The organism is Pseudomonas sp. QS1027, assembly GCF_002814235.1.
GTDB lineage: Bacteria > Pseudomonadota > Gammaproteobacteria > Pseudomonadales > Pseudomonadaceae > Aquipseudomonas.
This window is the reverse complement of record NZ_PHSU01000036.1, coordinates 40,798-67,357: the sequence shown is the minus strand read 5'-3', so window position 1 is coordinate 67,357 and position 26,560 is coordinate 40,798. Positions and strand designations below refer to the sequence as shown.

Below are 26,560 nucleotides of genomic sequence, written 5' to 3'. Positions count from 1 at the left end.
CACCTAGACCACGCCCAAGCCGACCAGCAGCATATCGATCAGCTTGATCCCGGCAAACGGCACCAGCACCCCGCCCAGTCCATAGATCAGCAGGTTGCGATTGAGCAGCGCCGCCGCACCGATGGCCCGGTAGGCCACGCCCTTGAGCGCCAGCGGGATCAGGAACACGATGATCAAGGCATTGAAGATCACCGCGCTGAGGATCGCCGAGTTCGGGCTGCCCAGGTGCATCACGTTCAAGGCGCCGAGCTGAGGGTAAGTCGCCACGAACGCCGCCGGCACAATAGCAAAATACTTCGCCACATCGTTGGCCACGCTGAAGGTGGTCAGGGCACCACGGGTCATCAGCATCTGCTTGCCGACCTCGACCACTTCGATCAGCTTGGTCGGATTGCTGTCCAGGTCGACCATGTTCCCGGCTTCCTTGGCCGCCTGGGTCCCGCTGTTCATCGCCACCGCGACATCGGCCTGGGCCAGCGCCGGGGCATCGTTGGTGCCGTCGCCGGTCATCGCCACCAGCTTGCCCTGGGCCTGGTAATCACGGATCAGTTGCAGCTTGTCTTCGGGCCGGGCCTCGGCCAGGTAGTCATCGACCCCGGCTTCCACCGCAATCGCCGCCGCGGTCAGCGGGTTGTCGCCGGTGATCATCACGGTCTTGATGCCCATCCGGCGCAACTCGCCGAAGCGCTCCTTGATGCCGCTCTTGACCACATCCTTGAGCTCGATCACGCCGAGGGCACGTGCGCCATCGGCCACCACCAGCGGCGTGCTGCCGCGCCGCGAGACTTCGTCGACCCGCGTTTGCAGGGCCGCCGGGAAACCACCACCCAGCGCCTCGACATGCCGGCGAATCGCATCGGCGGCGCCCTTGCGGATCATCCGGCCATCGGCCAGGTCGACGCCGCTCATGCGGGTCTGGGCAGTGAATGCGACGAAGCTGGCGTTCAAACTCTCCAGGTCCGGCTCGTCGAGGCCGAACTTCTGCCGCGCCAACAGCACGACACTGCGCCCTTCCGGCGTTTCGTCGGCCAGGGACGCCAGTTGCGCCGCCTCGGCCAGTTCACGGTCTTTCATACCCGGTGCCGGCAGGAAGGCGCTGGCCTGGCGATTGCCGAGGGTGATGGTGCCGGTCTTGTCCAGCAGCAACACATCGACATCGCCCGCCGCTTCCACCGCGCGCCCGGAGGTGGCAATCACATTGGCCGCCATCATCCGGCTCATGCCCGCCACGCCGATGGCCGAGAGCAGGCCGCCGATGGTGGTGGGAATCAGGCACACCAGCAGGGCCACCAGTACCGTCGCGCTGACCACGCTGCCGCTGCCGTTCATGACCACGGCGAAGATCGAATACGGGCTGAGGGTAACGATCACCAGCAGGAACAACGCCGTCAGCCCCACCAGCAGAATGGTCAGGGCCACTTCGTTGGGGGTCTTCTGGCGCTTGGCCGACTCGACCATGGAAATCATCCGGTCGAGAAAGGACTCGCCTGGATTGACGCTGATGCGCACCACCAGCCAGTCCGAGAGGACCCGGGTGCCGCCGGTCACCGAGGAAAAGTCACCGCCGGCCTCACGGATCACCGGAGCCGATTCGCCAGTGATCGCGCTTTCATCCACCGACGCCACGCCCTCGATAACGATGCCATCGAGGGGCACCAGGTCGCCGGCCTCGATCAGCACCACGGCATCCTTGCGCAATTCGCTGGCCGCCATCGGCAACCATTGCGCGCCATAGCGCGGCTTTTGCAGGACCTTGGCCAGGGTCTGGCGCTTCATCCCGCGCAGGCTCGCCGCCTGGGCCCGGCTACGGCCTTCGGCCAGGGCCTCGGCGAAGTTGGCGAACAGCACGGTGAACCACAGCCACAGGCAGATGCTCAGGATAAAACCACTCGGCGCCTCGCCCTGGCCTCCCCAGGACTGCAACCACAACAAGGTGGTGAGCAGGCTGCCCAGGTACACCACGAACATCACCGGATTTTTCCACTGGGCCTGGGGCAGCAGTTTCCTGAAGGCATCCACACCGGCCGCCAGCAACAGCTCGCGGTCGAACAACGGCAAACGGGCTTTCATGTCACTCATGATCGATTCTCTTACTCAGTGACGACAGGGGGCTGGTGAGGTGTCGCCAAGGCATCCAGCGCCAGGTTGAGTTGCAGCACATTGACCCGCGGCTCGCCGAGCAGGCCGAAGGTACGCGTCTCGGTCGAAGCCCGGACCAAGGTCAGCAGGGCGTCTTCGGGCAGGTGCCGCAGCGGTGCGACGCGCCGCGCCTGGATCAGCGCGTTGGCCACTGAAATATGCGGGTCCAGCCCAGATGCCGAAGCCGTCACCGCGTCCACCGGCACCGCGGCTTGCGGGTCCAGGCCGTTCAAGGCGCGATAGGCTTCGGCCCGTTCCTTGACCGCGTCGAGCAGACGCTGGCTGGTCGGTCCCAGGTTGCTGGCCCCGCTGAGGCCGGCGTTGTAGGGCGTGGTAACGGTCTTGCTGGCGTCGTTCGGATCGACGCTCTGGGTCACGCTGGGGCGGGCCTGGAAATACTCCGGGCGGCTGAACGCCTGGCCGATCAGCACCGAACCGACCACCTGGCCGTCGCGTTCCAGCAGGCTGCCCTGGGCCTGGAACGGAAACAGCAGGTTGGCCACCAGCGTGGTCAGCGCCGGATAGGCCAGGCCGGTCAGCAGCATGAACAACACCGAGGACACCAGCACCGGGCGCCACAGGCCCCGGAACAGCCCTTGAGTCACCGCCTGCGGCGGCGTGGAAATACGCGTAGTCATGCAAACATCCTCACTTGTAGGTCTGGCCGGAGAGCAGTTGCAACTGCTCGACCACGGGCCCCAGCGCAAGCGCCGGCAGGAAGGTCAGGCCGCCGACCACCAGCACCACGAACACCACCAGGAACATGAACAGCGGCGTGGCGGTGGGAATGGTCCCGGCACCGGCCGGCGTGGTCTTTTTAAAGGCCAGGGAGCCGGCCACGGCGAGCATCGGCAGCAGGGTGAAGAAACGCCCCAGCAACATGGCGAAGCCAAGGGTGGTGTTGAAGAACGGCGTGTTGGCGTTCAGCCCGGCGAAGGCCGAACCGTTGTTGGCGGTACCGGAGGTATAGGCGTAGAGCACCTCACTGAAACCGTGGGGCCCGACGTTGTTCAGGCTGTCCAGGGTGCCCGGCCAGAGGGCGGCCAGGGCGGTGAAGCCGAGGATGCAGATCGGATGCGCGAGCACCGAGAGCATCACCAGTTTCATCTCCCGGGCTTCGATGCGCTTGCCGAGGAACTCGGGGGTGCGACCGATCATCATGCCCACCAGGAACACCGTCAGCAGGGCGTACTGGATCAGGTTGATAAAGCCCACGCCGTCGCCGCCGAACACGCAGTTGAGCATCATCTGCGCCATGGGCACGAAGCCGCCCATGGGCATCAGCGAGTCATGCATGGCGTTGACCGAGCCGGTGGTGGCGCCGGTGGTGGTGGCGATGAACAGGCTGGTATCGGCAATGCCGAAACGCAGCTCCTTGCCTTCCATATTGCCGCCGCTCTGGGTCGCCGACAGCAGTTGGTCGACGCCCAGCTGGGTCAACAGCGGGTTGCCGCCCTGCTCGGCAAAATAGACCACCGCCAGAAAGCCGATGAACATCACCAGGAAGGTGCCGAAGAACACCCAGCCCTGGCGCCGCCGGGCCAACAGGCTGCCGAAGGCGTAGGTCAGCGCCGACGGAATCAGCAGCATGCTGAAGATATGCAGGATGTTGGTCAGGGGCGTCGGGTTCTCGAACGGGTGCGCGGCGTTCATGCTGAAAAAGCCGCCGCCGTTGGTGCCGATATGCTTGATCGACTCGAAGCTCGCCACCGCACCGACGATCAGTTGTTGCCGGGCGCCCTCCAGCGTGGTCGCCAGGGCCTGGGAAGCAAAGGTCTGCGGCATGCCCTGCCAGACATAGACCAGCGCCATGACGAAGCACAACGGCAACATCACCCGGTAGAGGATGCGCGTGAAGTCCACCCAGTAGTTGCCGATATCCGTCGCGCTGCTGCGGCTCAAGCCACGGATAAAACCGGCGGCGGCGACCACTCCGGAGGTGGCGCCGACAAACATCAGGAAGGTGATCACCGCCATCTGGCTGAAGTTGGACAGACTGGTTTCGCCCGAATAGGCCTGCCAGTTGGTGTTGGTGATAAACGAGGCGGCGGTGTTGAACGCCAGGTCCGGGGTCTGGGCGGCCAGGCCCAGCGGGTTGATCGGCAGCGAACCCTGCAGGCGCAACAGCAGGTAGCCGAACAGCATCATTGCGCCGTTGGACAACAGCAGCGCCGAGCCATAGCGGGCCCAGCCCATGGTTTCCCGTGGATCGACGCCCAGCAGGCGATAGGTCAGGCGTTCCGGCAGCGCATGGCCGGGGTGTGAAAACACCCGGCTCAGCCAGCGCCCCATCAAGACGGCAAGTCCGGTCATCAGCACCAGGACCAGCGCAAATTCCAGCAGTACGGTCAACATGTGCAAGCTCCGTTCAAATCTTGTTCAAGGCGACAATGAACAAGGCTGTCGCGCCGAAAAACACCAGGGTCGCGCCCAGGAAAATCAGGTCGTACATGGTTGGTTTCCTTGTTCGATAGGGTCCTTGCGGACCGCACAAAGCGCCTGCGGCGAGGCGTGCCCGGGGATCAGAAATCTTCGGCGCGGATCAGCGCGTAACCCAGGTAGACGAACAGGCCGGCCGCGCCCAGGCCGCTGATCAGGTAGATGAGTTTGAGTGTCAGCACAGGTGTCCCCTTGCGAAATCGGTCGGCTCGCTCAAGCGCACGCAATGGCGCCGCAAGCCAGATCAAAGGGTACGGAGGTGGGTATTAAGGTCGGGCACTGATTGCCGGGGGGGACGTTAAGATGGCGTATAGAAGCGCGCTCCCCTGCTGTCGAAGGGGAGCGCGTGGCACGCAGGATCAGGCCTTGATCGGCAACCAGATTTCCACGGTGCCGGTGCCTTTTTCGGGATTGAAATCGGCGCTGTAGCGCTCGAATTCCGGCGCATCGGCCGCCAGGTAGCCGGATTGCGGCAACCAACGGTTCCAGATGGCCTCGAAGGTCTGCTTGAGGGTGTCGAGGGAACCTTTGTGTTCAAACACCGCGTACTGCTGGGCCTGCAGTTCCACCCAGCGATACAGCTCGGGAAGGTCGTCAAGCTTGCTGATCTGCACCCCGGCGATGTACTCGAAGCCACCCTGGCCATCCGGATGGCAGCAGATACCGTACGTCACCTCACCCACCTGACTGGGGACTTTTCCGATGTGCGGCACGAACGCGTCCCACAGATCCGGGATGGCGCCCGACGTCTCGGCGGTAAAACGTGCGCCCAGGCCGGCGATCAATTGAAAGTGACCGTGCTCGAAGCGCGGCGCTGGCAAGGCCTGCGTGTAGTCAAGGTTGTGTGCTAAGTCCATGGGTGCAGAACTCCATATGGGAAACGACTCCGAAAGGCAGTATAGAAGCAAATAATCGTGTCGTTTGGGCGACCCGCGCTTGTCCCCCCCGGAGAAAATATTTTCCGTCGCCCATCTGGACAGATGGCCAGCATCGCCCTTATTGTCTGCCCCGCAGGCCACCGCAGTGGCCGACGTCGCTCGGACGGTTCCGGGCGCTTACGTGTCAGAGGTTTACATGGCAGACCAAGGTTCGCCGCGCCGCTTTGCGCGCATTGATCGACTCCCCCCCTACGTATTCAACATCACTGCCGAGCTGAAGATGGCCGCCCGTCGTCGTGGCGAAGACATCATCGACTTGAGCATGGGTAACCCCGACGGCGCCACCCCGCCGCATATCGTCGAAAAACTGGTCACCGTCGCCCAGCGCGAAGACACCCACGGCTACTCCACGTCCAAGGGCATCCCACGGCTGCGTCGGGCGATTTCCCACTGGTACAAGGATCGCTACCAGGTCGATATCGACCCGGAAAGCGAAGCCATTGTCACCATCGGTTCGAAAGAGGGCCTGGCCCACCTGATGCTCGCCACCCTCGACCAGGGCGACACGGTGCTGGTGCCCAACCCCAGCTACCCGATCCATATCTACGGTGCGGTGATCGCCGGCGCCCAGGTCCGTTCGGTGCCGCTGGTGCCGGGCGTGGACTTCTTCGCCGAACTGGAGCGGGCCATCCGTGGCTCCATCCCCAAGCCGAAGATGATGATTCTCGGTTTCCCCTCGAACCCCACCGCGCAGTGCGTGGAACTGGACTTCTTCGAACGGGTGATCGCCCTGGCCAAGCAGTACGACGTGCTGGTGATCCACGACCTGGCCTATGCCGACATCGTCTACGACGGCTGGAAAGCCCCGTCGATCATGCAGGTGCCCGGCGCCAAGGACATCGCGGTGGAGTTTTTCACCCTGTCCAAGAGCTACAACATGGCCGGCTGGCGTATCGGCTTCATGGTCGGCAATCCGGAATTGGTCAGCGCCCTGGCGCGGATCAAGAGCTACCACGACTACGGCACCTTCACGCCGTTGCAAGTGGCGGCCATCGCCGCGCTGGAAGGTGACCAACAGTGCGTCAAGGATATCGCCGAACAGTATCGCCAACGGCGCAACGTGCTGGTCAAGGGCCTGCATGAACTGGGCTGGATGGTCGAGAACCCCAAGGCCTCGATGTACGTCTGGGCGAAGATTCCCGAGGAATATGCCCAGATGGGCTCGCTGGAGTTCGCCAAGAAGCTGCTGGCCGAAGCCAAGGTCTGCGTCTCGCCGGGGGTCGGCTTTGGCGAGTACGGCGACGACCATGTGCGGTTCGCCCTGATTGAAAACCTCGACCGTATCCGCCAGGCGGTACGCGGGATTCGTGGGATGTTCCGCACCGATGGCCTGCTGAAGAAAGCCACTGCGGAATAAGCTGTGTAGCGAGCGCGCTTGTCACATGAATCGGGGCCGACACCTTCACAGGTGTCGGCCCCGATTCGTTTAGACCACCAGCGACAACAGCAGGATAAACACCAGCCCCACCACCGACAGAATGGTCTCCATGGCCGTCCAGGTCTTGAACGTCTCGGCCACGGTCATGTTGAAGTACTGCTTGACCAGCCAGAACCCGGCATCGTTGACGTGGGACAGGATCAACGAACCCGCCCCCGTCGCCAGCACCAGCAGTTCGCGGTTCACCCCGGGAATCAGGTCCACCACCGGCATCACGATGCCCGCCCCGGTAATGGTCGCCACCGTCGCCGAACCCGTGGCGATGCGGATCACCGCCGCCACCAGCCAGGCCAGCAGGATCGGCGAAATCTGCGCATTCACGGCGATATGCCCGATCACGTCACCCACGCCACTGGTCACCAGCATCTGCTTGAAGCCACCGCCGGCACCGATGATCAGGATGATCGCCGCAGTCGGCGCCAGGCTGGCATCGAGCAGCTTGAGCACACGCTTGGAGTCCATGCCCTGGCGCTTGCCGAAGGTGTACAGCGCCAACAGCAGGGCCAGCAGCAAGGCACTGATCGGGTGACCGATCATGTCCATCCAGATGCGGAAGAAATGCCCGTCCGGCAAGGCAATGTCGGCAAAGGTCTTGAGCAGCATCAGGAACACCGGCAGCAGCACGGTGACCAGGGTCACGCCGAAGCTCGGCAGCGCCTTCACTTCCGGTTCGCGGGCCAACTGGTCGACCAGTTCCCGGGAAGGGTTGCCCGGGATGTACTTGGCAATGAAGGTGCCGTAGATCGGCCCGGCGATAATGGCGGTCGGCAGGGCAACGATCAGGCCGTAGAAAATGGTCTTGCCGATATCGGCGTTGAACACTCCGATGGCCAGCAGCGGCCCCGGATGCGGCGGCACCAGGCCGTGCACCGCCGAAAGCCCGGCCAGCAGCGGAATGCCGATCTTGATCAGCGGCACGCCGGTCCGGCGCGCAACGATGAACACCAGCGGAATCAGCAGCACGAAGCCGATTTCGAAGAACAGCGGGATGCCCACCAGGAACGCCGAGCACATCATCGCCCACTGCACCCGCTCCTTGCCGAAGGCGCGGATCAGGGTCTGGGCGATCTGATCGGCGCCGCCGGAATCGGACATCATCTTGCCGAGCATGGTCCCCAGCGCGAGGATGATCCCGACAAAGCCGAGCACGCCGCCGAAGCCGTCCTGGAAGGCCTTGATGATCTTGTCCGCGGGCATCCCCGAGGTCAGGCCGAGAAACGCCGACGCAATGATCAACCCGATAAAGGGGTGAATCTTGAAGCGGGTGATCAACACGATCAGCCCGATAATCGTGACCACTGCATCGAGTAACAGATAGGTCTCGTGGGACAGTCCGAACATAAGGTGTCTCCTGCTTGTTGTTTTTATACGCTGCGTGGTTTGACGATAGCCGAATGGGATAGCGCTATCTTTTCGAGACGAAAATCAGGCCGAACGTTCCAGCCCGTGGGCCTGCCACCAGCGATGGGCCGACTGGGCCAGACGCTCGACGCTCTGGGTCGAGGCATCGAGGGCCAGGGTCAGGGGCTCGCCGACGGGGGATTCAAGGGTGGCGAACTGGCTGTCGATCAGGGTCGAGGGCATGAAGTGTCCCGGACGATGGGCCACCCGTTCGGCGGCGACTTCACGGCTCAGTTCGAGAAACACGAAGCCCAGTCCTGGCGCCGCGCTGCGCAGGCGTTCGCGGTAGCTGTGCTTGAGCGCCGAACAGGTCAGCACCGGATGCCCGCCGCTGGCCAGGACCCGGCGCAACTCGTCGCACAGGCTGTCGAGCCAGCCGGCACGGTCGTCATCGGTCAGGGGAATGCCGGCACTCATCTTGGCGATATTGGCGGCGGGGTGAAAGCTGTCGCCTTCGATCTGGGTCGCGCCGTTGAGCCGGCACAAGGCCTCGCCCACACTGGACTTGCCGCAACCGGAGACGCCCATGATGACCAGGGCAGTGATGGGTTGACTCATGTAACACCTCAGCACGCAGACAGCGCTGTCTTTGTCAGAGCTTCCATTACTCGGAAAGCAAAGCACAAAACACACACTGCCGACGCTTTCTTGTCATTTTTATGGGGTGATGCGGTAAACATCCACGACAGCATCCGACGCGATCAGGCCAACCGCGCTCGAACAATTGCAGGCTCGTCGAGACAGCGCTACCTTAGTGCCTTGAATTTTGTTTGGCAAGCCGTCCGATGACCTCCCCCAAAACCGACAAGAATACCCGTACCACGGGACGCCCTACCCTCAGCGAAGTCGCGCGCCTGGCCGGCGTCAGTCCGATCACCGCGTCGCGGGCCCTGCGCGGCATCAGCAGCGTGGCCACGGAACTGGTGGAAAAAGTCCGACAGGCGGCTGCGGAACTGAACTACGTGGTCAATCCGGCCGCCCGGGCCCTGGCCTCGGCCCAGAGCCATTCGGTGGTGGTGCTGGTGCCGTCATTATCCAACCTGCTGTTTATCGACACCCTCGAAGCCATTCACTCGGTGCTGCGCCCGCGGGGCTTCGAGGTGCTGATCGGCAACTATCACTATTCCCGTGACGAAGAAGAAAACCTGCTGCGCAACTACATGTCCTACCAGCCACGGGGCCTGTTGCTGACCGGCTTCGACCGTTCGGAAAGCGCGCGGCGGATGATCGAGGCGAGCAATGTGCCGTGCGTCTACATGATGGACCTGGACCCCGGCGCCGGGGTGAACTGCGTCGGCTTCTCGCAACAGAACGCCGGCGCCACCGTGGCCGAACATTTGATTTCCCGTGGTCGCAAGCACCTGGCCTATATCGGCGCGCAACTGGACCAGCGCACACTCCTGCGCGGCGAAGGCTTTCGCCAGGCGCTGCAAGCCGCCGGGCTGTACCACCCGGACCTGGAACTGCTGACCCCGCGCCCCTCGTCGGTGGGCCTGGGCGGCGAACTGTTCCTGCAACTGATGCAGAGCCATCCACAAGTCGACGGGATCTTCTTCGGCAACGACGACCTGGCCCAGGGCGCCCTGCTGGAGGCCATACGCTGTGGCATCAAGGTCCCGGAGCAGGTCGCAGTGGTGGGTTTCAACGACCTGCCCGGCTCGGCCTTCATGGTCCCGCGCCTGAGCAGCATCCGCACGCCCCGGGAAGCCATCGGCCGGCGGGCGGCGGAGCAGATGCTGAGTTTGATGGCCGGCAACCCGGTGGCCCAGCCAGTGCAGGACATGGGCTTTGAACTGATGGTGCGCGAGAGCAGTTGAAAGGTCGCCGGCACTGGAATCAATCCCCGCCCCAGCGGGGATTGAGCGGCATCAGGCCTGATCGGTGCGACGCTTTTCCCTGACCAGCAACAACGCGGCAAACACGCCGATCCAGACCACCGAAGCGCCGTAATTCAGACGCTGGTACAGGCCGAAGCCCTCACCCGCCGCCACCGCCAGTCCCATCAACGGCAAGGCCGCCAAGGCCACCACAGTGCACGCCAGGGAAAACCAGGCGAAGGCTTTCGAGCCCAGCAAACGCACGGCGAGATACACCCACAGGGCGTTGGCGATCACCAAAGTCAGAAACATCATCAGCCACGCGCTGTTATGCACGGTCTGGCTGAACGACGGATGCTGCAACCCACAGCCGGCGTCGCAGGAAAAGTAACCGGTGAACAAACTGGCAATGCCGTGTAGCGCAATCAGCACGCCACTGATCTGCGCCAGGCCGCGCCCTTCGAAACAGGCAAAGACCGTCACGCCAAAGGCGAAGAACAACAGCCCCAACGGCAGGTTGTTGATCAACGGCGATAGTTCGTGGGTCGGTGCGCCCAGCGCCCCCAATTCACTCATGGCCTGATTGAGATGGCTGTAGCCCGGATACAGGGCACCGGCCAGGGCCAGCCCAACGAGCAACCAGAAGGGCGTCAACAACCCGGCCACACAGCCGAATTTACGCAATGCCTTGTGCATCTGGCGGGGACCTCTGAGGGTTGGATGAAAGCAACAGGCCACTATCCTAAAACGCCACGGGAACCGCGAGCCAGAGATTTATCGAGCGGACAGACTGACGGCCATGGTCTACCTTGAATGGTCACACAACATTCATATTGATCTCATAAAAACTACACGGAAGTTGTATATGAACCCACTCAAGGTATTGCTGACCGGGGCCTGCGGTCGGATCGGCAAGACGTTTTTCCAGGCGACGCAACACCATTACCACTTCGTTCTCGCCGACCGCCATCAACCGGATTTTGCCATCGGCGAACACCGTTTCGTCCGCCTGGACATGGCCGACAAGGAAGAGCTCGCGGCCCTGGTCGATGGTATCGACGTGGTGGTGCACCTGGCGGGTATCCCTTTTGCCGACTCGTCCTTCGAGGAACTGCTGCCGAACAATATCCTGGCCACCACCTACCTGCTGGAAGCCGCCGCGAACGCCCAGTGCAAACGTGTGGTGTTCGCCAGCAGCGCCCAGACCATCGAGGGCTATCCCGTAGACCGGCAGATCACCCCGGGCATGCCGGTGATGCCGGCCAATCTGTACGGGGTGAGCAAATGTTATGGCGAAGCGCTGTGTGCGTTCTATTCGGCACGGCACCGCTTATCGACCATTGTCCTGCGCATCGGTGCCTTCGAGTTTCCCGACGATCATGACCTGCACAACGCCCGCGACCTGAGTGCCTGGCTCAGCCCGCGCGATGCCGTGCAGTTGTTGCAACGGGCGATCGAGGTCGAAGGTGTGCAACACCTGGTGGCCCACGGTATTTCCAACAACCGCTTCAAGCGCCTGGACCTGAGCGAGACCATCCGGGTATTGGGTTATCAACCGGTGGACGACGCGTTCCGCGAGTTCGACCTGCCGATCCGCTGAAGCCGGAAACGGACTGCCGGAAGCGGCAATCGAAGCGGCAACGCACCTCCGCCTGCCGCCGCGTTTTGGCCTGACATGTATCCGCCAAGCCTTGATAAACCTGTGTTTGTACCAACAGGCATACAAATTGCTGACAGTGGACACTGCCCTCTCACTCAGGTGTTTATCCCATGTTGGTCAATGCCCGTCATAACCCAGTGATTCAGCCCAGCCATCGCAAGGACCTGGACCCGACCACCGCCGCCGCCAACGCGCTGTCCAGCGGTTTTATCCAGAATGCCCAGGCGGCCAGTGCGGCCAGCAGTGCCCCCGGTACCCAGAACGCCGCGGACCAGGTCGCCGACAACGTCAATGCGGCCTTCGCCAAGACCCGTGTGCATCTGCAGGCCGCCGTAGCGACGGTCGCGGCCCCCGCAACCCTGACCACGACGGCGCCGACGACCCGCACCGCGCCCCCCGCCGCCGCGAGCAACGACAGCGACGCGATGAAGGCATTCAAGGATTACATGAGCAAGCCGGCGGCCCAACGCATCCGCGATCAGCTACTCAAGGAGGAGGGCCTGACCGAGGCCGACCTGAAAAGCATGTCGCCGGAAAAACAGAAAGGCATCGAAGACAAGATTGCCGAGCGCATGAAGATGGAGTTCAACGCGAAGACCGCGGACAACAAGGCCAACCCTGCCGACCAGCAGGCGGCCGGGGCCTTCCTGGCCACCGCCACCCAGTAAGCCGACCGGCACGGCTCCCCGATTCAGTGGGAGCCAGCTTGCCGGCGATGGCAGCCCAAGCACTGCGTGGCGTCAGGTTTGCCGCGTTATCGTTGACGTCCATCGCCGGCAAGCCAGCTCCCACACCTGACCGAATCAGGACAACTGCAAGGTCGCGTTGATCTGGCTGATGGCATCCACCACATGCCGCGAGCCCTGCTGGATTTCCAGGATCGCCTCCCCCGCCTCGTTCGCCAGTTCGACCCCGCGCCCGGTGCGGCTGAGGCTGGACTGCATGCTCGTCACCGCGCTGTGGGACAGGTCATGGTTCTTGTCCACCACCGCGACGATCTCCAGGGTTGCCTGGCTGGTGCGCGCCGCCAGGTTGCGGACCTCATCGGCAACCACCGCGAAACCACGCCCGTGCTCGCCGGCCCGCGCCGCCTCGATGGCCGCATTCAGCGCCAACAGGTTGGTCTGGTCGGCAATCCCGCGAATGGTCTGGACAATACTGCCGATCACATCGGACTGACGATTGACCGCGTCGATGCTTTGCGCCGCATCGTTCAGGTCGCGGGAAATCTCCTCGATGATCTCCACGGTCTGCTGCACCACCTGCGAACCTTTCTGGGCGCTGGCGTCATTCTGTACCGAGGTGGAGTGGGCCGACTCGGCAGCCGATTGCAGGCTGGTGACCTGGGCGGTGATATCGCTGGCGAACTTCACCACCTTGTACAGCCGCCCCTTGGAATCGAAGATCGGGTTGTAGGAGGCTTCGAGAAAAACCGTATGGCCGTGCTTGTCGACCCGCTCGAAGCGGCGGGAGTGATACTCACCGCGATTGAGCGACGCCCAGAATTCCCGGTAGGCCGGTGAATCGCGTTCGGCGGCGTGGCAGAACATGCCATGATGATGACCGACCACCTCAGCGAGGCTGTAATGCAGGGTCTTGAGGAAGTTCTCGTTGGCCTTGATCACCTTGCCGTCCGGGGTGAACTCGATCATCGCCATGGACCGGCTCAAGGCATTCACGATGCTCTGGTTCTCATGTTCCAGGTGCATGCGGTCGGTCACATCCGCCGCCACCTTGATCACGCTGCGCACCTGGCGTTCGGCATTCAGTACCGGCATGTAGCTGGCCTCCAGCCAGACCTCCCGGCCCTGGCTGTCCAGGCGCAGGAACGTGCCGCTCAGCGCTTCACCCCGGGCCAGGTCACGCCAGAACCTGGCGTACTCCTCGGTTTTGGCAAAGGACTCTTCGCAAAACAACCGATGATGCTTGCCTCGGATCTCATCGACGGCATACCCCATGGCCGCGCAGAAGTTGGCATTGGCATCAAGGATATGGCCGTCGGGAGTGAACTCGATCATGGCCATCGAACGGCTGATGGCCGCGAGCTTCGCATGGGCCTCGGATAACTCGCCGGAAAAACGTTGAATCTCCAACTGGTCGGATTTGCGACGCGAATCAAACATGGCTTAAATCCCTTCAGCGCTGTCAATGGATATGCCGGGTGACCACGTCACCTTGAACGGTTGGATTTAGTCCTGCATATAAATCCATCTGAGAGCATAGACAGCCAGGGGTTGGATGCAAGCCAGTGGCCAGTAACCAACTGTTGAAAGCTTATTCGATACCGATACCCCGAAGATCAGCGCAACATTTCGAACAAGGCCCGCACCGCCGCCGAGCGAGCCCCCGCGGCCGACGGCAGCAAGCCGAAGCGCCGTTCGATCGGCACCTCCAGGCGCAGCACCCGCAGGCCCTTGCGTTCGGTGGGCAGGGCCAGTTCGGGGACCAGGGTCACGCCGAGGTTTTCCCGCACCAGGGTGTAGGCGCTGCTCCACTCGCGGACCTCGACGCGAATGTCCTGCAGCGACAGGCCGATTTCGGCGGCAATGCTCCGGGCGTTGACCGCACAACCGCCGGTCGCCAATACAAAGGGTTCGGCGACCAGCTCGGCCAGGCTCACACAGCCGTCAGCGCCCCTGGCGGCCAGCCGATGGCCCATGGGAACCACCGCGACCCAGGTATCGTGCCCCAGCTCCAGGGCGCCACTTTCGATATCGGGGTTGAGCACCACGCCGACATCCACGGTGTCATTGGCGAGCATGGCCTGCACTTCATGGTCACTGACCTCCAGCGCCACCACTTCGATACCGGGATGGCGCTGGCGGAACTGACGCAGCAGCGGTGGCAGCAAGGAGCCCAGGATCATCGGAAAACTCGCCAGGCGAATACTGCCGCCGACCAGTCCTTTATCGCTGTCGACCATCTGGCGGATATTTTCCAGGGCCGCGAGCATCACCCGCGCCTGTGCCAGGACCTGCTGGCCAATGGCGGTGGGCAATGACTCGCGGGCATGGCGGGTGAACAGCTGGACGCCGAGGATCTGCTCCATCGCCGCCAGGGCCTGGCTGGCCGCCGATTGTGTCATGCCAACCTGTTCGGCGGCGCGGGTCAGGGTGCCGGTATCGAGTACCGCCACCAGTAAGCGCCAATGCAGCAGATTCATCATGACAGTAGCTGACCTTATGGCTGGTTTCTCAAGAATTAATTTTACCCGGATCAGGTCACCATACGACACTGCCCCTCGCCAAGGCCATCCAGGCTGAACACGGTTCTTATCCGGGGAGTCTCATTGTCATGAAGCTGTACTACGTCCCAAACACCTGCTCGCTGTCACCGCATATCGTCCTGCGTGAGCTGGGCCTGCCCTTCGAACTGGTGCGGGTCGACAACCAGAGCAAAGTCACCGAGCACGGTGAGGACTTTCTCAAGATCAATCCCAAGGGGTATGTGGCCGCCCTTCAGCTGGACAATGGCCAGGTGCTCACCGAAGGCGTGGCCATCGTGCAGTTTCTCGCCGACCTCAAGCCCGAGGCCGGGCTGGCGCCGCTCAATGGCAGTTGGGAACGCTCGCGTTTGCAGGAGGTGCTGAACTTCATCTCCGGCGAAGTGCATGGCGGGATGGGCCCGCTGTTCAACAGTGCGATACCGGATGAGGTAAAGGCGATTTTCCGGGAGAAGCTGTACAAGCGTTTCGCCCTGCTGAGCACAACCCTGGAGCCGCACGACTACCTGCTGGGCGAACACTTCAGCGTGGCCGACGCCTACCTGTTCACCGTGCTGCGCTGGACGGCCTTCCTTGGCCTGGACCTGGGGCCGTGGCCGGCACTGCAACGGTTCATGGCACGGATCGATCAGCGTCCGGCAGTGATCGCCGCATTGGCGGCGGAACTGGCGGCCTGAGTCCTCAGGTGATCCCCCGCGTTTCGATCAACGCCAGCAACGCCTCGACATCCCATGCCGTGGGGCGGTCGCGGTCGAGCCGGGCCACCTGGCTGCGCACTGCCCGGTAGATCGCCTCACTGCCCTCGCCCAGACGCAACGTGCCGCGCAGGTCCACCGCCTGCGCCGCGACAATCAACTCGATGGCCGCCAGCGTGGTCAGGTGCCGCGTCAGCTCACGGGTTTTCTCGATCACCGCCAACGCCTGCCCGGCGTAATCCTCCACCCGATCCGCCACCGCAATGCTCACCGCCGGCAACGGATTGGCCAGATGGCCGATCTTCGCCACCAGCGCCGACGCCGTCCTCTGCAACGCGGCCAAACCGACATGCCCCGGTTGCTCGATCAGAAAACGCGGTAGTTCACTGGAGCCTGGCGACAACAGCTTGGCCATGCGCTCCGCCGAACACGCCGCCAACCGACTGAAGGCCAAGCCCAGCCCCTCCCCCGCCAAAGCCAGGTGGGTGCTGTCGAAATTCGCATTGGCCAACACGCTCTGCGCCTCGACGATCAAGGCCGGGTTGTCCGCGCCGCTCTCCAGCTCCAGCACCACGGTATCGCGCAGCTGTTGCCACGCTTGAAGCGCCGCGCCCTGGACCACGGTTGCACAGCGGAAACTCAAGGGATCCTGCAAGCGCCTCGCCGCCCCTTCCTCATTCAACTCGCCAGCAGCCAGCAAAGCCAGCAAGGCCGCCGAGGCTTCAGCCTGCCCCGCCGCCGGACGCAAACGCGACGCCCAGGGCTGGAACGGACTGAGGTTGGCGCGATAGCCCTCGCAGGACAGCGCCAAGGCCGCCAGCAAAGTTTCCAGCGCGCGCTCCGCCTCGGCCACCAGCAAGGCACCCAACCCGACGCTGACGGCATTTGCCGAGACCAGCGCCAGACCGTCCTTGCCGATCAACCGGGTCGGCTCAAGCCCATTGCGCGACAAGGCCTCAGCCGCCGGCAAACGCTCGCCGCGCCAAGTCACCCAGCCCTCGCCCAGCAAGGCAAGACTCAGATGGGCCAGCGGAGCCAGGTCACTTTCGCCGAGAGAGCCAGTCAATGGCACCTCCGGGTAGATCCCGGACTCAAGCAAAGCCAGCAACGCATCCGCCGTGGCCGGGGAAATCCCCGAACGGCCCTGGGCCAATCCCGCCAGACGCGAGCACAGAATCGCCCGCACCTCCTCGACACTCGCCAGGCGTCCGACACCCACCGCACGCCCCAAGGGGATACGCTGTTGCACCTGCCCATCGTCCAGCGGCAAACGCACATCCACCGCAGCGCCGAGGCCGGTGGTCACGCCATAGATCGCCTCGCCGGCTTCGGCCCGAGACAGCAACAAGGCATGCCCGTCGACGATCCGCTGCCGCGCCGCCGTGCTGAAAACCAGCGGCGCGCCATCGCGTACGACACGCAGCCAGTCATCCAGCGCCAGACCTTCTCCGTCGAGTTCGACCGCCGTCATGCGAACCTCAGTCTCTGGCCGATCCCCAGACGCGCCGCCTTCTGCAGCAACGCGTGGCCCAGGGCGATATCGCTCAGACTCAGGCCCCGGTGCCAGAACAGGATGGTTTCCTCGGGGCTCTGCCGGGCGCTCTTCAAGCCGGCGACAATCTGCCCCAATTCGGCGTGCAAGGTCTGCTCACTGAGCTTGCCCGCCTCCACATGGGCCCGTAGCGAACCGAACAGGCCGCCCTTGCACTGGCCCCAATCGTCCACCACCAGCTTGCTCATGATGTCGGTCAGCGACAGTTCCACCGCACTCATGGTGCCGTAGGGCACGACAAAGGCCCCGGGTTTGATCCACTCGGTACGTAGCAGCGGTTGCGGCTGGTCCAGGCGCGAGGCCTCGACCACGATATCGGCACCGCGCACCGTGCTTTCCCAATCATGGGTCACGGTGACCGGCTTGCCCAGGTCACGGCGCAGCTTTTCGGCAAAGGCCTCGCGGCTTTCCTCGCGCCGCGAATGCACACGGATCTCGTCGAAGTCGAACAGGTGATCGAGCAGGCGCACATTCCAGTAGGCCGTCCCCCGCGCACCGATATGCCCGAGCACCTTGCTGCCGGGATTGGCCAGGTACTTGGCGCCGATGGCGGTGACCGCGCCGGTGCGCATATCGGTGATTGCCGAGGCATCGAGAATCGCCTTCGGTACGCCAGTGGCCGGGTCGAGCAGGTTGAGAATCGCCAGCTCCGAGGGCAATCCCTTGCGGTAGTTGTCGACGAAATCACCGACCACCTTGACCCCGGCATAACCGATGTCGCCGCCCAGCACGCCGCGCAGCACATTGAAGTGGCCGTTGATGCCGCCCCCCGGAATCAGATGGGTACGCGGCTCGATCACCGCTTCGCCGCGCCCCTGGATGGCCAGGCTGGCTTCGATGGCGGCAAGGATTTCGTCGTTGCCCAGGTCCAGGGCGGCGATGTCCAGGCCGTTGAGAAAATCGATGTAGACAGGTTGCATGGAGTGGGTTTCCTCTGCGGGTTCAAGGGGCCTTGAAGACGATCTGATCGACCTGGACCGCCTTGGGAATCAGGCCATTGGCGTAGAAGCGGTCGGCAGTCCGTTGCTGGTCGGCCAGGGTGGCCGGGTCGACGGCCTTGAGCGGCGTATGGGGGCGATGTTCGAAGTAACTCGCGATAACCGGGCGTTGCAAACCCAGGACCCGGGTCATGCTGTCGATGGACGCCTGCGGCTCGTCGAACGACAGTTGCTGGGCCCGGCCGAAGGCCTTGAGCAGCGGCTCGATAACCTGCGGATGCTGACGGGCAAAGGCGCCACTGGCGATATAGAAACTGCCACCGGAATTGAGCCCCTGGCCATCGCTGAGCAAGCGTGCCCGACCATCGATCACCGCGGCCGAGTAGTAAGGGTCCCAGATCACCCAGGCGTCGAGCTTGCCCTGCTCGAACGCGGCGCGGGCATCGGCCGGCGACAGGTAGACCAGGTTCACGTCACTGAGGCTCAAGCCGGCCTTGACCAGGCTCTTGAGGAACAGGTTGTGGGCACTGGACCCCTTGAGCAGTGCGACCCGCTTGCCCTTGAGATCGGCCAGTTGCTGCACCGGGCTGTCCTTGGGCACGATGATCGCCTCGGTCTTGCCGTCGCTGGGCTCGACGCCGATATACAGCAGGTCGATGCCGGCGACCTGGGCGAAAATCGGCGGGATATCACCACTGTTGCCGATATCGACACTGCCGCCGTTGAGCGCCTCGATCAGTTGCGGACCACCGGGAAACTCGATCCATTGCACCTGGGTGCCAGGCAACGCCTGCTCCAGCAGATGGTGCTCGCGGGCCAGGACCATGCTCACCGAACTCTTCTGGTAGCCGATCCGCACGGTGGCGGGATCGGCGGCCAGCACCGGGCCGGCACTGGCCAGGCCCAAGCCCAGCAGCAGGCACAAGCGCTTGAACATCACAGGCTGCCACTCACACGTTGGGCCACCGCCGCAGGCACCCAGGCGTTCCAGACCTGAGGTTGCTCACGCAGGAAGGCTTCGGCGACCTGGCGTGGCGGCAGGCGTTTCTCGCCCATCTCGGCCAGGGTACGGTTCAGCAGGTCGATGGGCAGGTCGACTTTGGTAAAGAACTCCACCAGATCCGGGTACTGCGCCTTGAACGGTGCGGACACGCCGATCGCCAGGTGCGCCGGCATCGAGCGGGTACCACGGGGGTGCGGGTTGTTGGCATCGGCCAGGGTCTTCCAGGCTTCGGCGTCGAACGGCGGCTCTTCCAGCTTGACCAGGTTGAAGCGGCCCAGCAGCGGGGTCGGCGACCAGTAGTAGAAGAGCACCGGCTTGCCGCGTTTGACCGAGGACGAAACCTCCGCGTCCAGCGCCGCGCCGGAGCCGGTACGGAAGTTGACGAAGCTGTCGCTCAGACCATAGGCCTTGATTTTCTGGCTGTTGACGATCTCCGAGGTCCAGCCGGTGGGGCTGTTGAGGAAACGTCCACGGGATGGGTCTTCCGGGTCGCGGAACACGTCCTTGTAGCGTGGCAGGTCGGCCACCGACTTGAGGTCCGGTGCCAGTGCCTTGATGCCCCGCGCCGGGTCGCCCTTGATCACGTATTCCGGTACCCACCAGCCTTCGGTGGCGCCCTTGACCGTGTCGCCCAGGCCGAACACCTTGCCTTCGCTTTCGGCCTTGACCCAGGCCGGGCTGCGTCCGGCCCATTCTTCGCCGATGACCTGGATATCGTTTTTCGCCAGGGCGGCTTCCAGGCTCACGGTGCTGCCGGGCAAGGTGTCGGTGGAGTAGCCGTAGCCTTTTTCGACGATCAGCCGCAGGACTTCGGTGATCAGGCTGCCGCTCTCCCAGGTGATGTCACCGAAGTGGATCGGCGCGTTCTTTTCAGCGGCGGGTGCCGGCTGGGCCAGCAGGCTCAGGGCCAGTAGCGAGCTGCCGAACAGGGTCTTGATGGATTTCATGTTCACCTCGTGGTGGTTTGGTTTTCATGGTCAATCGTTGTGGTGCTCCCGGGAGGTATTTCCCCCCCGGGATGGATAGCCGTCAGAAGTCGTAGCTCAGCCGTGTGTAGTAGAAGGCCCCCTCCGGTGCCGCCGGCGACAGGAAGCTGTATTGCTGGCCCGCGGTCTGGCGCAGTTGCGGGTTGAAGGTGTCCGGCTTGCTGTCGAACAGGTTGTTGGCACCCACCGACAGTCGCAGCTGCTTGGTGAAGGCGTAGTTCACGTCCAGGTCGGTGGTCCATTGCGCCGAGAAGGTCTGGTCGTACTGCGCCGCCGCATCGGTGGTCGCGTACTTGCGGTACTGGCCATAACGGGTCTCGTTCAGCGCCACGGTCCAGGCGCCATAACGATGCACCGCGCCGAACACCAGCTTGTCTTCCGGGTAGCCGTGCTCGAGGAAGCCCCGCGCTTCACGGGTCAACACGTCAAACCCGTAGGGGTTCGAGTTGATCCGCTCGATCACGGTCTTGGCCTTGGTGTAGCCCGCCGACAGGGCCAGGTTGCCGAACTGCTGCAGGTCGAGGTTGTACTTGCCGACGATGTCGATACCCCGGGTGCGGGTGTCGGCGGCGTTGGTCATGAACTGCGCCCAGGTGTACTGGCCGTAGCCGGCGGCCTGGAGGATCTGCTCGGCCTGGGGCCCGGAAATACCACCGCTGTAGAGCAGGCGATCGCGAATGCTGATCTGGTAGGCATCGATGGTCACCGAGGCCTGGTCGGTTGGACGCAACACCAGGCCGAGGGAGAAGTTGGTGGATTTTTCCGGTTTCAACGGCTGGGCACCCAGTGCCCGCGCCGCCGGGTTGTCGGCGGGCAGCATGCGGGTCAGCACCGGATTGCCGTTGGCATCGACGTTGGTGGTGGTGGTCCAGGAGGTGCCGATCTGGCCCAGGGTCGGGGCGCGATAGGCGTTGTTCACCGTGGCCCGCAGACCGACCCGTGGGGTGAAGTCATAGCGCGCCGAGACCTTGCCGGTGGTGGCCGAACCGAAGTCCGAATAGTGCTCGGTGCGCCCGGCCAGGCCGAACTGGAATTTGTCGGTGAGCTGGTTTTCCAGGCCGAAATACACCCCGCCGACATTGCGGCTGTAGGTTCCGGCATCGTCCGGCGTCAGGCCCGAAGCCTGCACCGCACCGACCTGGACATCGTTGATACCACCAAACGAGTAAGAGTCGGCATCACCCGCCTCCAGGCGATAACGCTCGTTGCGGTAGGCAACACCGGCGGAAACCGTCAGCGGATGTTTGGACCAATCCACGTCCAGGTCCTTGGCGTAATCCAGGGTCAGGTTGGTCTGTTCGTTGATCAGCGTGGCGACATTGAAGCGGGTCGGGCTGGCCGCGCCGAAGCTCGGGTTGACCGTGTCGAACGCGGTTTCGTCATGGGTATCGCGACCGTAGGTGGCGCTCAGGTCGAAGCGCCCCAGGCTCGCATCCTCGTAGCGCGAGCCGACGGTCAGCGCACCGTCCTCATAGCGATAGCGGTACTTGGGAATGGTGCCGTTGGGGTAGATCGCCGCCACGTTGTTCGGGTTGCCCGCCAGCAGCGGCGGCGTGTTGTTGACCGAGGTGTCCTGGCCGAAGGTGGCAAAGCTGTAGAGCCGCCATTGCTCGCTCAGGCCGATCTCGGCGTTGGCCGCCAGGTTGTACTTGTCGCGTCCGGCGCCGCCCCAGCGCGGGTCCTGGGTCTGGCCGTTGGCCTGGTAGCTGTCGCCGATATCATCGGGTTTGTTGTTCAGGGTGTTGAAGCTCAGGGTCAGGAAACCATCCCCCGGCAGGCCTACGCCATACCAGCCGTCGGTAGCCTTGGAGAAACCGTCGCCCTGGGCGAATTTTCCCAGCTGGGTATTGATCTCACCGCCGCTGTCGCGCTCCTTGAGCACGATATTGATCACCCCGGCGATGGCGTCGGAGCCGTATTGCGCCGAGGCGCCGTCGCGCAGCACTTCGACATGGTCGATGGCGCTGATCGGAATCATGTCCAGGTCCACCGGCTGCGCGCCCACGAAAGGCACGCCGCCGGAGATGTTCACCACCGCCGAGGCATGCCGGCGCTTGCCGTTGATCAGCACCAGGGTCTGGTCCGGGGCCAACCCGCGCAAGGACGCGCCCTTGGGATCCTGGCCACGGGTCGCACTCTGGTTCTGCGGAAAGTTGAAGGACGGCAGCAGTTGGAACAAGGCCTGGTTGAGGCTGGTGGCACCGGTCTGCTTGAGTTCCTCGGCATTGATTACATCCACCGGCGCGGTGCTGGTCAGGGCCGTGGCATCGCTGCGCCGCGTGCCGATGGCGACCACGCGGTCGAGGGTCGGCGCGGCGGCATCGCTGTTGCGTGCAGCGGCCTTGGCGGTGCTGGCGGCCTGGCTCGAAGCGGCGCCCTCCTTGATGATGAACGCGCCTTCGGGGCTGACCTGCAATTGCAGGCCGGTCCCGCGCAGGGCTTCGTTCACCGCCTGCTGGGCCGACAGGGAACCGTCCACCTGGGCCGACGAGTAGTTGCTCAGTTGCGGCGTGAAGGAAATCACCTGGCCGCTTTGCCGGCTGATATTGAGCAGCACCTCGTCCAGCGGACCGGGGGCGAGGTGATATTCCTGCCGGGCTTCCTCGGCACCGTAGGCACAGGTGAGAAACAGCCCGGCCAAGGGTGCGATGGCGAAACTGCGCAGTGAACGGCGTGCTGCTGTGTTGGTGTTGTACGGACGCAAAGTGATTCCCCCCATGGAATCGAACAGCGCTGCTCCCTCGGCAGCGCTTACGGGAGTGATGTGCAATGGCCAAGGAAAAACTTGCAGACCCTTTGGTTATGGCCTTAGAACCAACCGCCTAGGCCGGGCTCAAGGTCACCCACAGTTCGGTGTGCCGGGCGATGCGAATCGGCAAGGTGCGGGCCAGGGTGTCGAGGACCTGCTGCGGGTTGTCCAGCCGGAACAGGCCGCTGACGCGCAGTTGCGCGATGGCCGGGTCCAGGCGCAGTACCCCCGGACGATAGGGACGCAAGGCCTCGATCACCTCGGCCAGGGCGGCATCGCGCACTTCCAGCAGTCCGTCGACCCAAGCCGTGGCATCCATGCGACTGGGCAGGATCGGGCCGAATTGATAGCGGTCGTAGGACACCTCGTGGCCGCTCGGCAATTGCAGGTATTCACCGGCGGGTCCGTGGATTTCCAGCGCGCCGCTGAGCGCGACGACATGGCCGCTGCCGGCCCTTTCGCGCACCTGCAAGCGATTGCCATAGGCGTGCACTCGCGCCTGGGCGGTCTGCACGACAAACGGCCGGGCCGCATCATTGGCGACCTGAGCCAGCAGTTCGCCGTCCAACAGACGGAGTTGCCGCTGCCGGGGGCTGAAATCGATATCGGCGGCACTTTGCGCATTGAGCTGCAAGCGGCTGCCATCCGGCAGTTCCAGGCTGCGGCGCTCGGCGGTGCCGGTGCGCAAGTCGGCGCTCAGTTCAGCCAGCGGCAGGCCGCCGCCATGGGCCAGAAGACCGACACCGAGGATCACCCCGGCGCCGACCAGGGCGCCCTGCAAGACTTTGCGGCGGTTGGGCGACGCGCTCAGGGTGCGTTGCAGCAGTTGCGCATCGACGCCCTGGGCAATGGGAATGCGGAACACCCCGAGGCGGGTTTCCAGTTGACTGCAGAGCTGTTCGCGACGCGGGTCCTGGCTGCGCCAATGCCGGTAGGCGCGCTGGTCGGCCTCGCTGGCGTGACCGGAATGCAGCAGGACGATCCAGCGGGTGACTTCCTCGATCAGCGGATCTTTCGGCTCGCGGTTCATGTCAGTCGCCCCTCGCGCGCAGGCAGCGGCTGATGGCCCGGGCCATATAGTCGCTGACCGAGCGTTGGGAAATGCCCAGTTCGGCGGCGATCTCGGGATAGGTCAGGCCGTTGACCTGGGACAGCAGGAAGGTGGCCTTGACCTTGTCCGGCAGGCCGTCGAGCAGGCAGTCGATGTTTTCCAGGGCTTCGAGCATCTGGGCCAGGTCTTCGGGCGACGGCACGTCAGCGTCGGGGGCCTGTTGCAGGGCATCGAGGTAGGCGCGTTCCAGGTCGCGGCGGCGCCAGAGCTGGTACATCAGGCGCTGGGCAATGGTGGTCAGCAGCGCGCGCGGCTGGCGGATCGGCACGGCGTCGGGGGCCATCAGCAACTGGACGAAGGTGTCGGCGGCGATGTCTTCGGCGCTGGCGCTGGAATCCAGGTGGCGGCGCAAACGGGCGCACAGCCATGGGTAATGACTACGGAACAATCCGCCCACGTAATCGCTGTGAGGTGTGTCGGCGCCGGACATAGTGGCTCCAGTTCAAGAGGGATGCGCTGTATGTCCGGTGGTCCGGTGGCAGGGATCCTACCAACACGGCTTATTCTTTAATAATATTTAAAAACTATTTTTATATACCCCTTAGTTATTTAATGAATTAACGCCAATCCCAGCGCCTGGGCCTGATCCCGATAATCCAGCAAGACCTGATAATCCGCCTCGCTCGCCGGCAATATCTCGCTCAAACCCAGGGTGGCCGCAACATCGGGAAGCTCGTGCAAGGCCTGGTTCATCGCCGCGCGAATGCGCTCGATCTCATCGACGCTCGACCCGGCATGGGTGATGTAAGGCAGGCACGGGCTCAAGGCACTGCGCGCCACCACTCTCAACCCGGCCACCTCATGGGGCGCAAAGCGCGCCAGGTAGGCAAAGGTCACGCTGTCCACCGCCGCCAGGTCGGCGAGATCCTCGCGCAACCAGCGCAGGCTTTCGCGGTGAGCACCACTCTGCCCGACACTGGAGAAGAACCGACCGTCCCGCTGCAGGGGCGCCAGTGCATGTCGCAGCAGGTTCATCCCGCTATTGGAGCCTTCGTCGTTGATCACGCCCCGGCTGTCGTAGAAGTCTTCCAGCGTACGCCGGCCTTCGCTTTCACGGCTCAGCAACAGGCTGCAATGATCACCGCCCGAGGCATGCTCCAGCTCATAACGCGGACGCCCGACCACCTTGACCTGACCGCGCAACAGGCTCATCAGCGGATAACCGCAGGTCTGGGTGAACAGCAGTTGTGGGGATAGCCAGAGCTGCATCAAGTCCAGATCCTGGGCAGAACCACGGTGCACGCCGAGCTTTTCCACAATCCGCTCGATCCAGCGTTCGTTGGCCTCCCGCACTTCCCGCGGCGCCACATACATCAACAATTCTGCATAACGGTGAGTCATGAACGTTCCTCAGGCAAACGGATGCTGTGGGCTATCGACAACTTGCAGCGCATGCCGCCGCGCCAGTTCGCCATAGCCTTTTACCAGGTAGCCACCGCTACGCGCCAACCAGGCGTCACGCCGCGCACGATAGACCCGTGGCAGGAAATACCAGGGCAGTTTCGGCAGGTCATGGTGCACCAGGTGCAGGTTCAGATTGAGGAACAGCCAGCGCCAGGGCCAGCCCGCTTCGTTGAGCACCGTGCGTTGCTCCGGCAAGGCACTCGGGCGGTGTTCATAGAAAGACCGCAGCGCCCCCAGCGACAGCGCCGGAACGCTGATCAGCAGCAGGTAATGCCAGACCGGGATCACGCTGTAACGGGCGATGAACGCCAGCGTCAACAGGGTCAGCGTGCCGTGGGTCAGCCACATCAGCCAAGCCTGGCGGTCGCCACGGCGCAGGCGCTGGACTTCCTCCCTGAGCAGACCGAACAAGGACAGCGGCGCCCCCAACAGCAGGCGCCCCGGGACCGTCTTGTTCAAACGGTGCAGACCACGGGCCAAGGCTGAACGGTTCGGCCAGTCCTGCTGGCTGAAATAGCGGCTTTCCGGGTCGACACCGGGCAAGGTCAGGTCCTCGTCGCGGTGATGCAACAGGTGGCTGTCACGATAGAGGGTGTAGGGATACCAGACGGCGAGCGGCGCATAACCCATCAGCTTGTTCAGCCAGACGAAACGGGTCGGATGACCATGCAGCAATTCGTGCTGCACCGACATCCACAAGGTGACGATGGGAATCAGCAACAAGGTGCTCGGCCACAGGCCCAGCCAGGGGCTGGCCAGCAGCACGGCGAACCAGCTTGAATAGACACCGATCAGCAATAGCCAGGTCGGCCATTCGGTACGACCGGTGAAGGTTTGCTGCAACTGCAGGATTTCTTCGCGTTGGGCAACATCGAGGTAATTGGGCATCGTTCGGCTTCACACAGGTTCAGCCGATGGATAAACCCCGGCTTTATCCCTTGATGTGAATTACCGACGACAAATCTTGCAGATCGATTGGTTATATCCTTAGAACCCTCAGTGACCGAACACATCCACCTTCTTGGCCTTCTTCGCCGCACGCTTTTCGTCGGCACTCTTGGCGGGTT

Annotated in this window: 23 protein-coding genes and 2 pseudogenes; 5 read left to right on the top strand and 20 right to left on the bottom strand. The window is 63.5% G+C overall.

Annotation, left to right across the window (positions count from 1 at the left end; all coding sequences use genetic code 11):
- Positions 1 to 3: 3 nt before the first annotated feature.
- The 5 genes from kdpB to CWE01_RS29590 form a co-directional block, all read right to left on the bottom strand.
- Entirely contained in the window at positions 4 to 2,070 is a 2,067-nt protein-coding gene (gene kdpB, locus CWE01_RS29610; protein WP_100944124.1) for a potassium-transporting ATPase subunit KdpB, read from the bottom strand.
- A gap of 20 nt (positions 2,071 to 2,090) precedes the next feature.
- Positions 2,091 to 2,777 carry a potassium-transporting ATPase subunit KdpC gene (gene kdpC / locus CWE01_RS29605; RefSeq protein WP_100944123.1) on the bottom strand — a complete coding sequence of 229 codons (687 nt, stop codon included), beginning with the start codon at positions 2,775 to 2,777 and terminating at the stop codon, positions 2,091 to 2,093.
- A gap of 10 nt (positions 2,778 to 2,787) precedes the next feature.
- Positions 2,788 to 4,494, bottom strand: a complete 1,707-nt coding sequence (gene kdpA / locus CWE01_RS29600; protein ID WP_100944122.1) for a potassium-transporting ATPase subunit KdpA — start codon at positions 4,492 to 4,494, stop codon at positions 2,788 to 2,790.
- 167 nt (positions 4,495 to 4,661) lie between these two features.
- Positions 4,662 to 4,760 carry a K(+)-transporting ATPase subunit F gene (gene kdpF / locus CWE01_RS29595; RefSeq protein ID WP_100944121.1) on the bottom strand — a complete coding sequence of 33 codons (99 nt, stop codon included), beginning with the start codon at positions 4,758 to 4,760 and terminating at the stop codon, positions 4,662 to 4,664.
- A 177-nt stretch (positions 4,761 to 4,937) separates the two neighbouring features.
- On the bottom strand, positions 4,938 to 5,435 hold the full coding sequence (locus CWE01_RS29590; protein WP_100944120.1) for a GyrI-like domain-containing protein: 498 nt from the start codon (positions 5,433 to 5,435) through the stop codon (positions 4,938 to 4,940).
- A 217-nt stretch (positions 5,436 to 5,652) separates the two neighbouring features.
- Here CWE01_RS29590 and alaC point away from each other — a divergent pair, with 217 nt between their 5' ends.
- Positions 5,653 to 6,873 carry an alanine transaminase gene (gene alaC, locus CWE01_RS29585; RefSeq protein ID WP_100944119.1) on the top strand — a complete coding sequence of 407 codons (1,221 nt, stop codon included), beginning with the start codon at positions 5,653 to 5,655 and terminating at the stop codon, positions 6,871 to 6,873.
- Between the two features lie 69 nt (positions 6,874 to 6,942).
- Here the strand turns inward: alaC and CWE01_RS29580 are convergent, their stop codons facing one another.
- Positions 6,943 to 8,295, bottom strand: coding sequence for a GntP family permease (locus CWE01_RS29580; protein WP_100944118.1), 1,353 nt, complete (start codon positions 8,293 to 8,295; stop codon positions 6,943 to 6,945).
- Positions 8,296 to 8,379: 84 nt separating this feature from the next.
- Positions 8,380 to 8,913: a gluconokinase gene (locus CWE01_RS29575; RefSeq protein WP_100944117.1), complete on the bottom strand. Its 534-nt coding sequence runs from the start codon at positions 8,911 to 8,913 to the stop codon at positions 8,380 to 8,382.
- Positions 8,914 to 9,140: 227 nt separating this feature from the next.
- Here CWE01_RS29575 and CWE01_RS29570 point away from each other — a divergent pair, with 227 nt between their 5' ends.
- Positions 9,141 to 10,172, top strand: coding sequence for a LacI family DNA-binding transcriptional regulator (locus tag CWE01_RS29570; protein WP_100944116.1), 1,032 nt, complete (start codon positions 9,141 to 9,143; stop codon positions 10,170 to 10,172).
- Positions 10,173 to 10,223: 51 nt separating this feature from the next.
- On the opposite strand, the gene CWE01_RS29565 is transcribed toward CWE01_RS29570, so the two are convergent.
- On the bottom strand, positions 10,224 to 10,868 hold the full coding sequence (locus tag CWE01_RS29565; RefSeq protein ID WP_100944115.1) for a DUF998 domain-containing protein: 645 nt from the start codon (positions 10,866 to 10,868) through the stop codon (positions 10,224 to 10,226).
- 169 nt (positions 10,869 to 11,037) lie between these two features.
- Between CWE01_RS29565 and CWE01_RS29560 the strand changes: the two genes are divergently transcribed.
- Positions 11,038 to 11,772 carry an NAD(P)-dependent oxidoreductase gene (locus CWE01_RS29560; RefSeq protein ID WP_100944114.1) on the top strand — a complete coding sequence of 245 codons (735 nt, stop codon included), beginning with the start codon at positions 11,038 to 11,040 and terminating at the stop codon, positions 11,770 to 11,772.
- 170 nt (positions 11,773 to 11,942) lie between these two features.
- Positions 11,943 to 12,500, top strand: coding sequence for a hypothetical protein (locus tag CWE01_RS29555; protein ID WP_100944113.1), 558 nt, complete (start codon positions 11,943 to 11,945; stop codon positions 12,498 to 12,500).
- A 135-nt stretch (positions 12,501 to 12,635) separates the two neighbouring features.
- Here CWE01_RS29555 and CWE01_RS34435 read toward each other — a convergent pair.
- The 3 genes and pseudogenes from CWE01_RS34435 to CWE01_RS29540 form a co-directional block, all read right to left on the bottom strand.
- Positions 12,636 to 13,067 (bottom strand): annotated as a pseudogene (locus tag CWE01_RS34435) (methyl-accepting chemotaxis protein); the annotation flags it as partial.
- A gap of 114 nt (positions 13,068 to 13,181) precedes the next feature.
- Positions 13,182 to 13,955: pseudogene (locus tag CWE01_RS34430) on the bottom strand (PAS domain-containing protein); the annotation flags it as partial.
- Between the two features lie 176 nt (positions 13,956 to 14,131).
- Positions 14,132 to 14,998: a LysR family transcriptional regulator gene (locus CWE01_RS29540; protein ID WP_100944110.1), complete on the bottom strand. Its 867-nt coding sequence runs from the start codon at positions 14,996 to 14,998 to the stop codon at positions 14,132 to 14,134.
- A 128-nt stretch (positions 14,999 to 15,126) separates the two neighbouring features.
- Between CWE01_RS29540 and gstA the strand changes: the two genes are divergently transcribed.
- Positions 15,127 to 15,732, top strand: coding sequence for a glutathione transferase GstA (gstA, locus tag CWE01_RS29535; RefSeq protein WP_100944109.1), 606 nt, complete (start codon positions 15,127 to 15,129; stop codon positions 15,730 to 15,732).
- A 4-nt stretch (positions 15,733 to 15,736) separates the two neighbouring features.
- Here the strand turns inward: gstA and hutH are convergent, their stop codons facing one another.
- From hutH to CWE01_RS29490, 9 genes are all read right to left on the bottom strand, one after another.
- A complete protein-coding gene (hutH, locus tag CWE01_RS29530; RefSeq protein ID WP_100944108.1) occupies positions 15,737 to 17,221 on the bottom strand; it encodes a histidine ammonia-lyase in 1,485 nt (494 codons plus the stop codon).
- The gene (locus tag CWE01_RS29525; protein WP_100944107.1) at positions 17,218 to 18,222 is read right to left on the bottom strand and encodes an ornithine cyclodeaminase family protein; all 1,005 of its coding nucleotides are present in this window, start codon (positions 18,220 to 18,222) and stop codon (positions 17,218 to 17,220) included. The genes hutH and CWE01_RS29525 overlap by 4 nt, the downstream gene beginning before the upstream one ends.
- 22 nt (positions 18,223 to 18,244) lie before the next feature.
- Positions 18,245 to 19,177, bottom strand: coding sequence for an aliphatic sulfonate ABC transporter substrate-binding protein (locus CWE01_RS29520; RefSeq protein WP_100944106.1), 933 nt, complete (start codon positions 19,175 to 19,177; stop codon positions 18,245 to 18,247).
- Positions 19,177 to 20,190, bottom strand: a complete 1,014-nt coding sequence (locus tag CWE01_RS29515) for an ABC transporter substrate-binding protein (protein WP_100944105.1) — start codon at positions 20,188 to 20,190, stop codon at positions 19,177 to 19,179. The genes CWE01_RS29520 and CWE01_RS29515 overlap by 1 nt, the downstream gene beginning before the upstream one ends.
- A gap of 82 nt (positions 20,191 to 20,272) precedes the next feature.
- Positions 20,273 to 22,948 (bottom strand): TonB-dependent siderophore receptor, encoded by a 2,676-nt coding sequence (locus CWE01_RS29510; protein WP_100944104.1) that lies wholly within the window; start codon positions 22,946 to 22,948, stop codon positions 20,273 to 20,275.
- 103 nt (positions 22,949 to 23,051) lie between these two features.
- Entirely contained in the window at positions 23,052 to 24,008 is a 957-nt protein-coding gene (locus CWE01_RS29505; RefSeq protein ID WP_100944103.1) for a FecR family protein, read from the bottom strand.
- Between the two features lies 1 nt (position 24,009).
- A complete protein-coding gene (locus CWE01_RS29500; RefSeq protein WP_100944102.1) occupies positions 24,010 to 24,519 on the bottom strand; it encodes a sigma-70 family RNA polymerase sigma factor in 510 nt (169 codons plus the stop codon).
- 119 nt (positions 24,520 to 24,638) lie between these two features.
- Positions 24,639 to 25,430, bottom strand: a complete 792-nt coding sequence (locus tag CWE01_RS29495; RefSeq protein WP_100944101.1) for a phosphate/phosphite/phosphonate ABC transporter substrate-binding protein — start codon at positions 25,428 to 25,430, stop codon at positions 24,639 to 24,641.
- 9 nt (positions 25,431 to 25,439) lie between these two features.
- The gene (locus tag CWE01_RS29490; RefSeq protein ID WP_100944100.1) at positions 25,440 to 26,381 is read right to left on the bottom strand and encodes a fatty acid desaturase; all 942 of its coding nucleotides are present in this window, start codon (positions 26,379 to 26,381) and stop codon (positions 25,440 to 25,442) included.
- Positions 26,382 to 26,560: the final 179 nt, after the last annotated feature.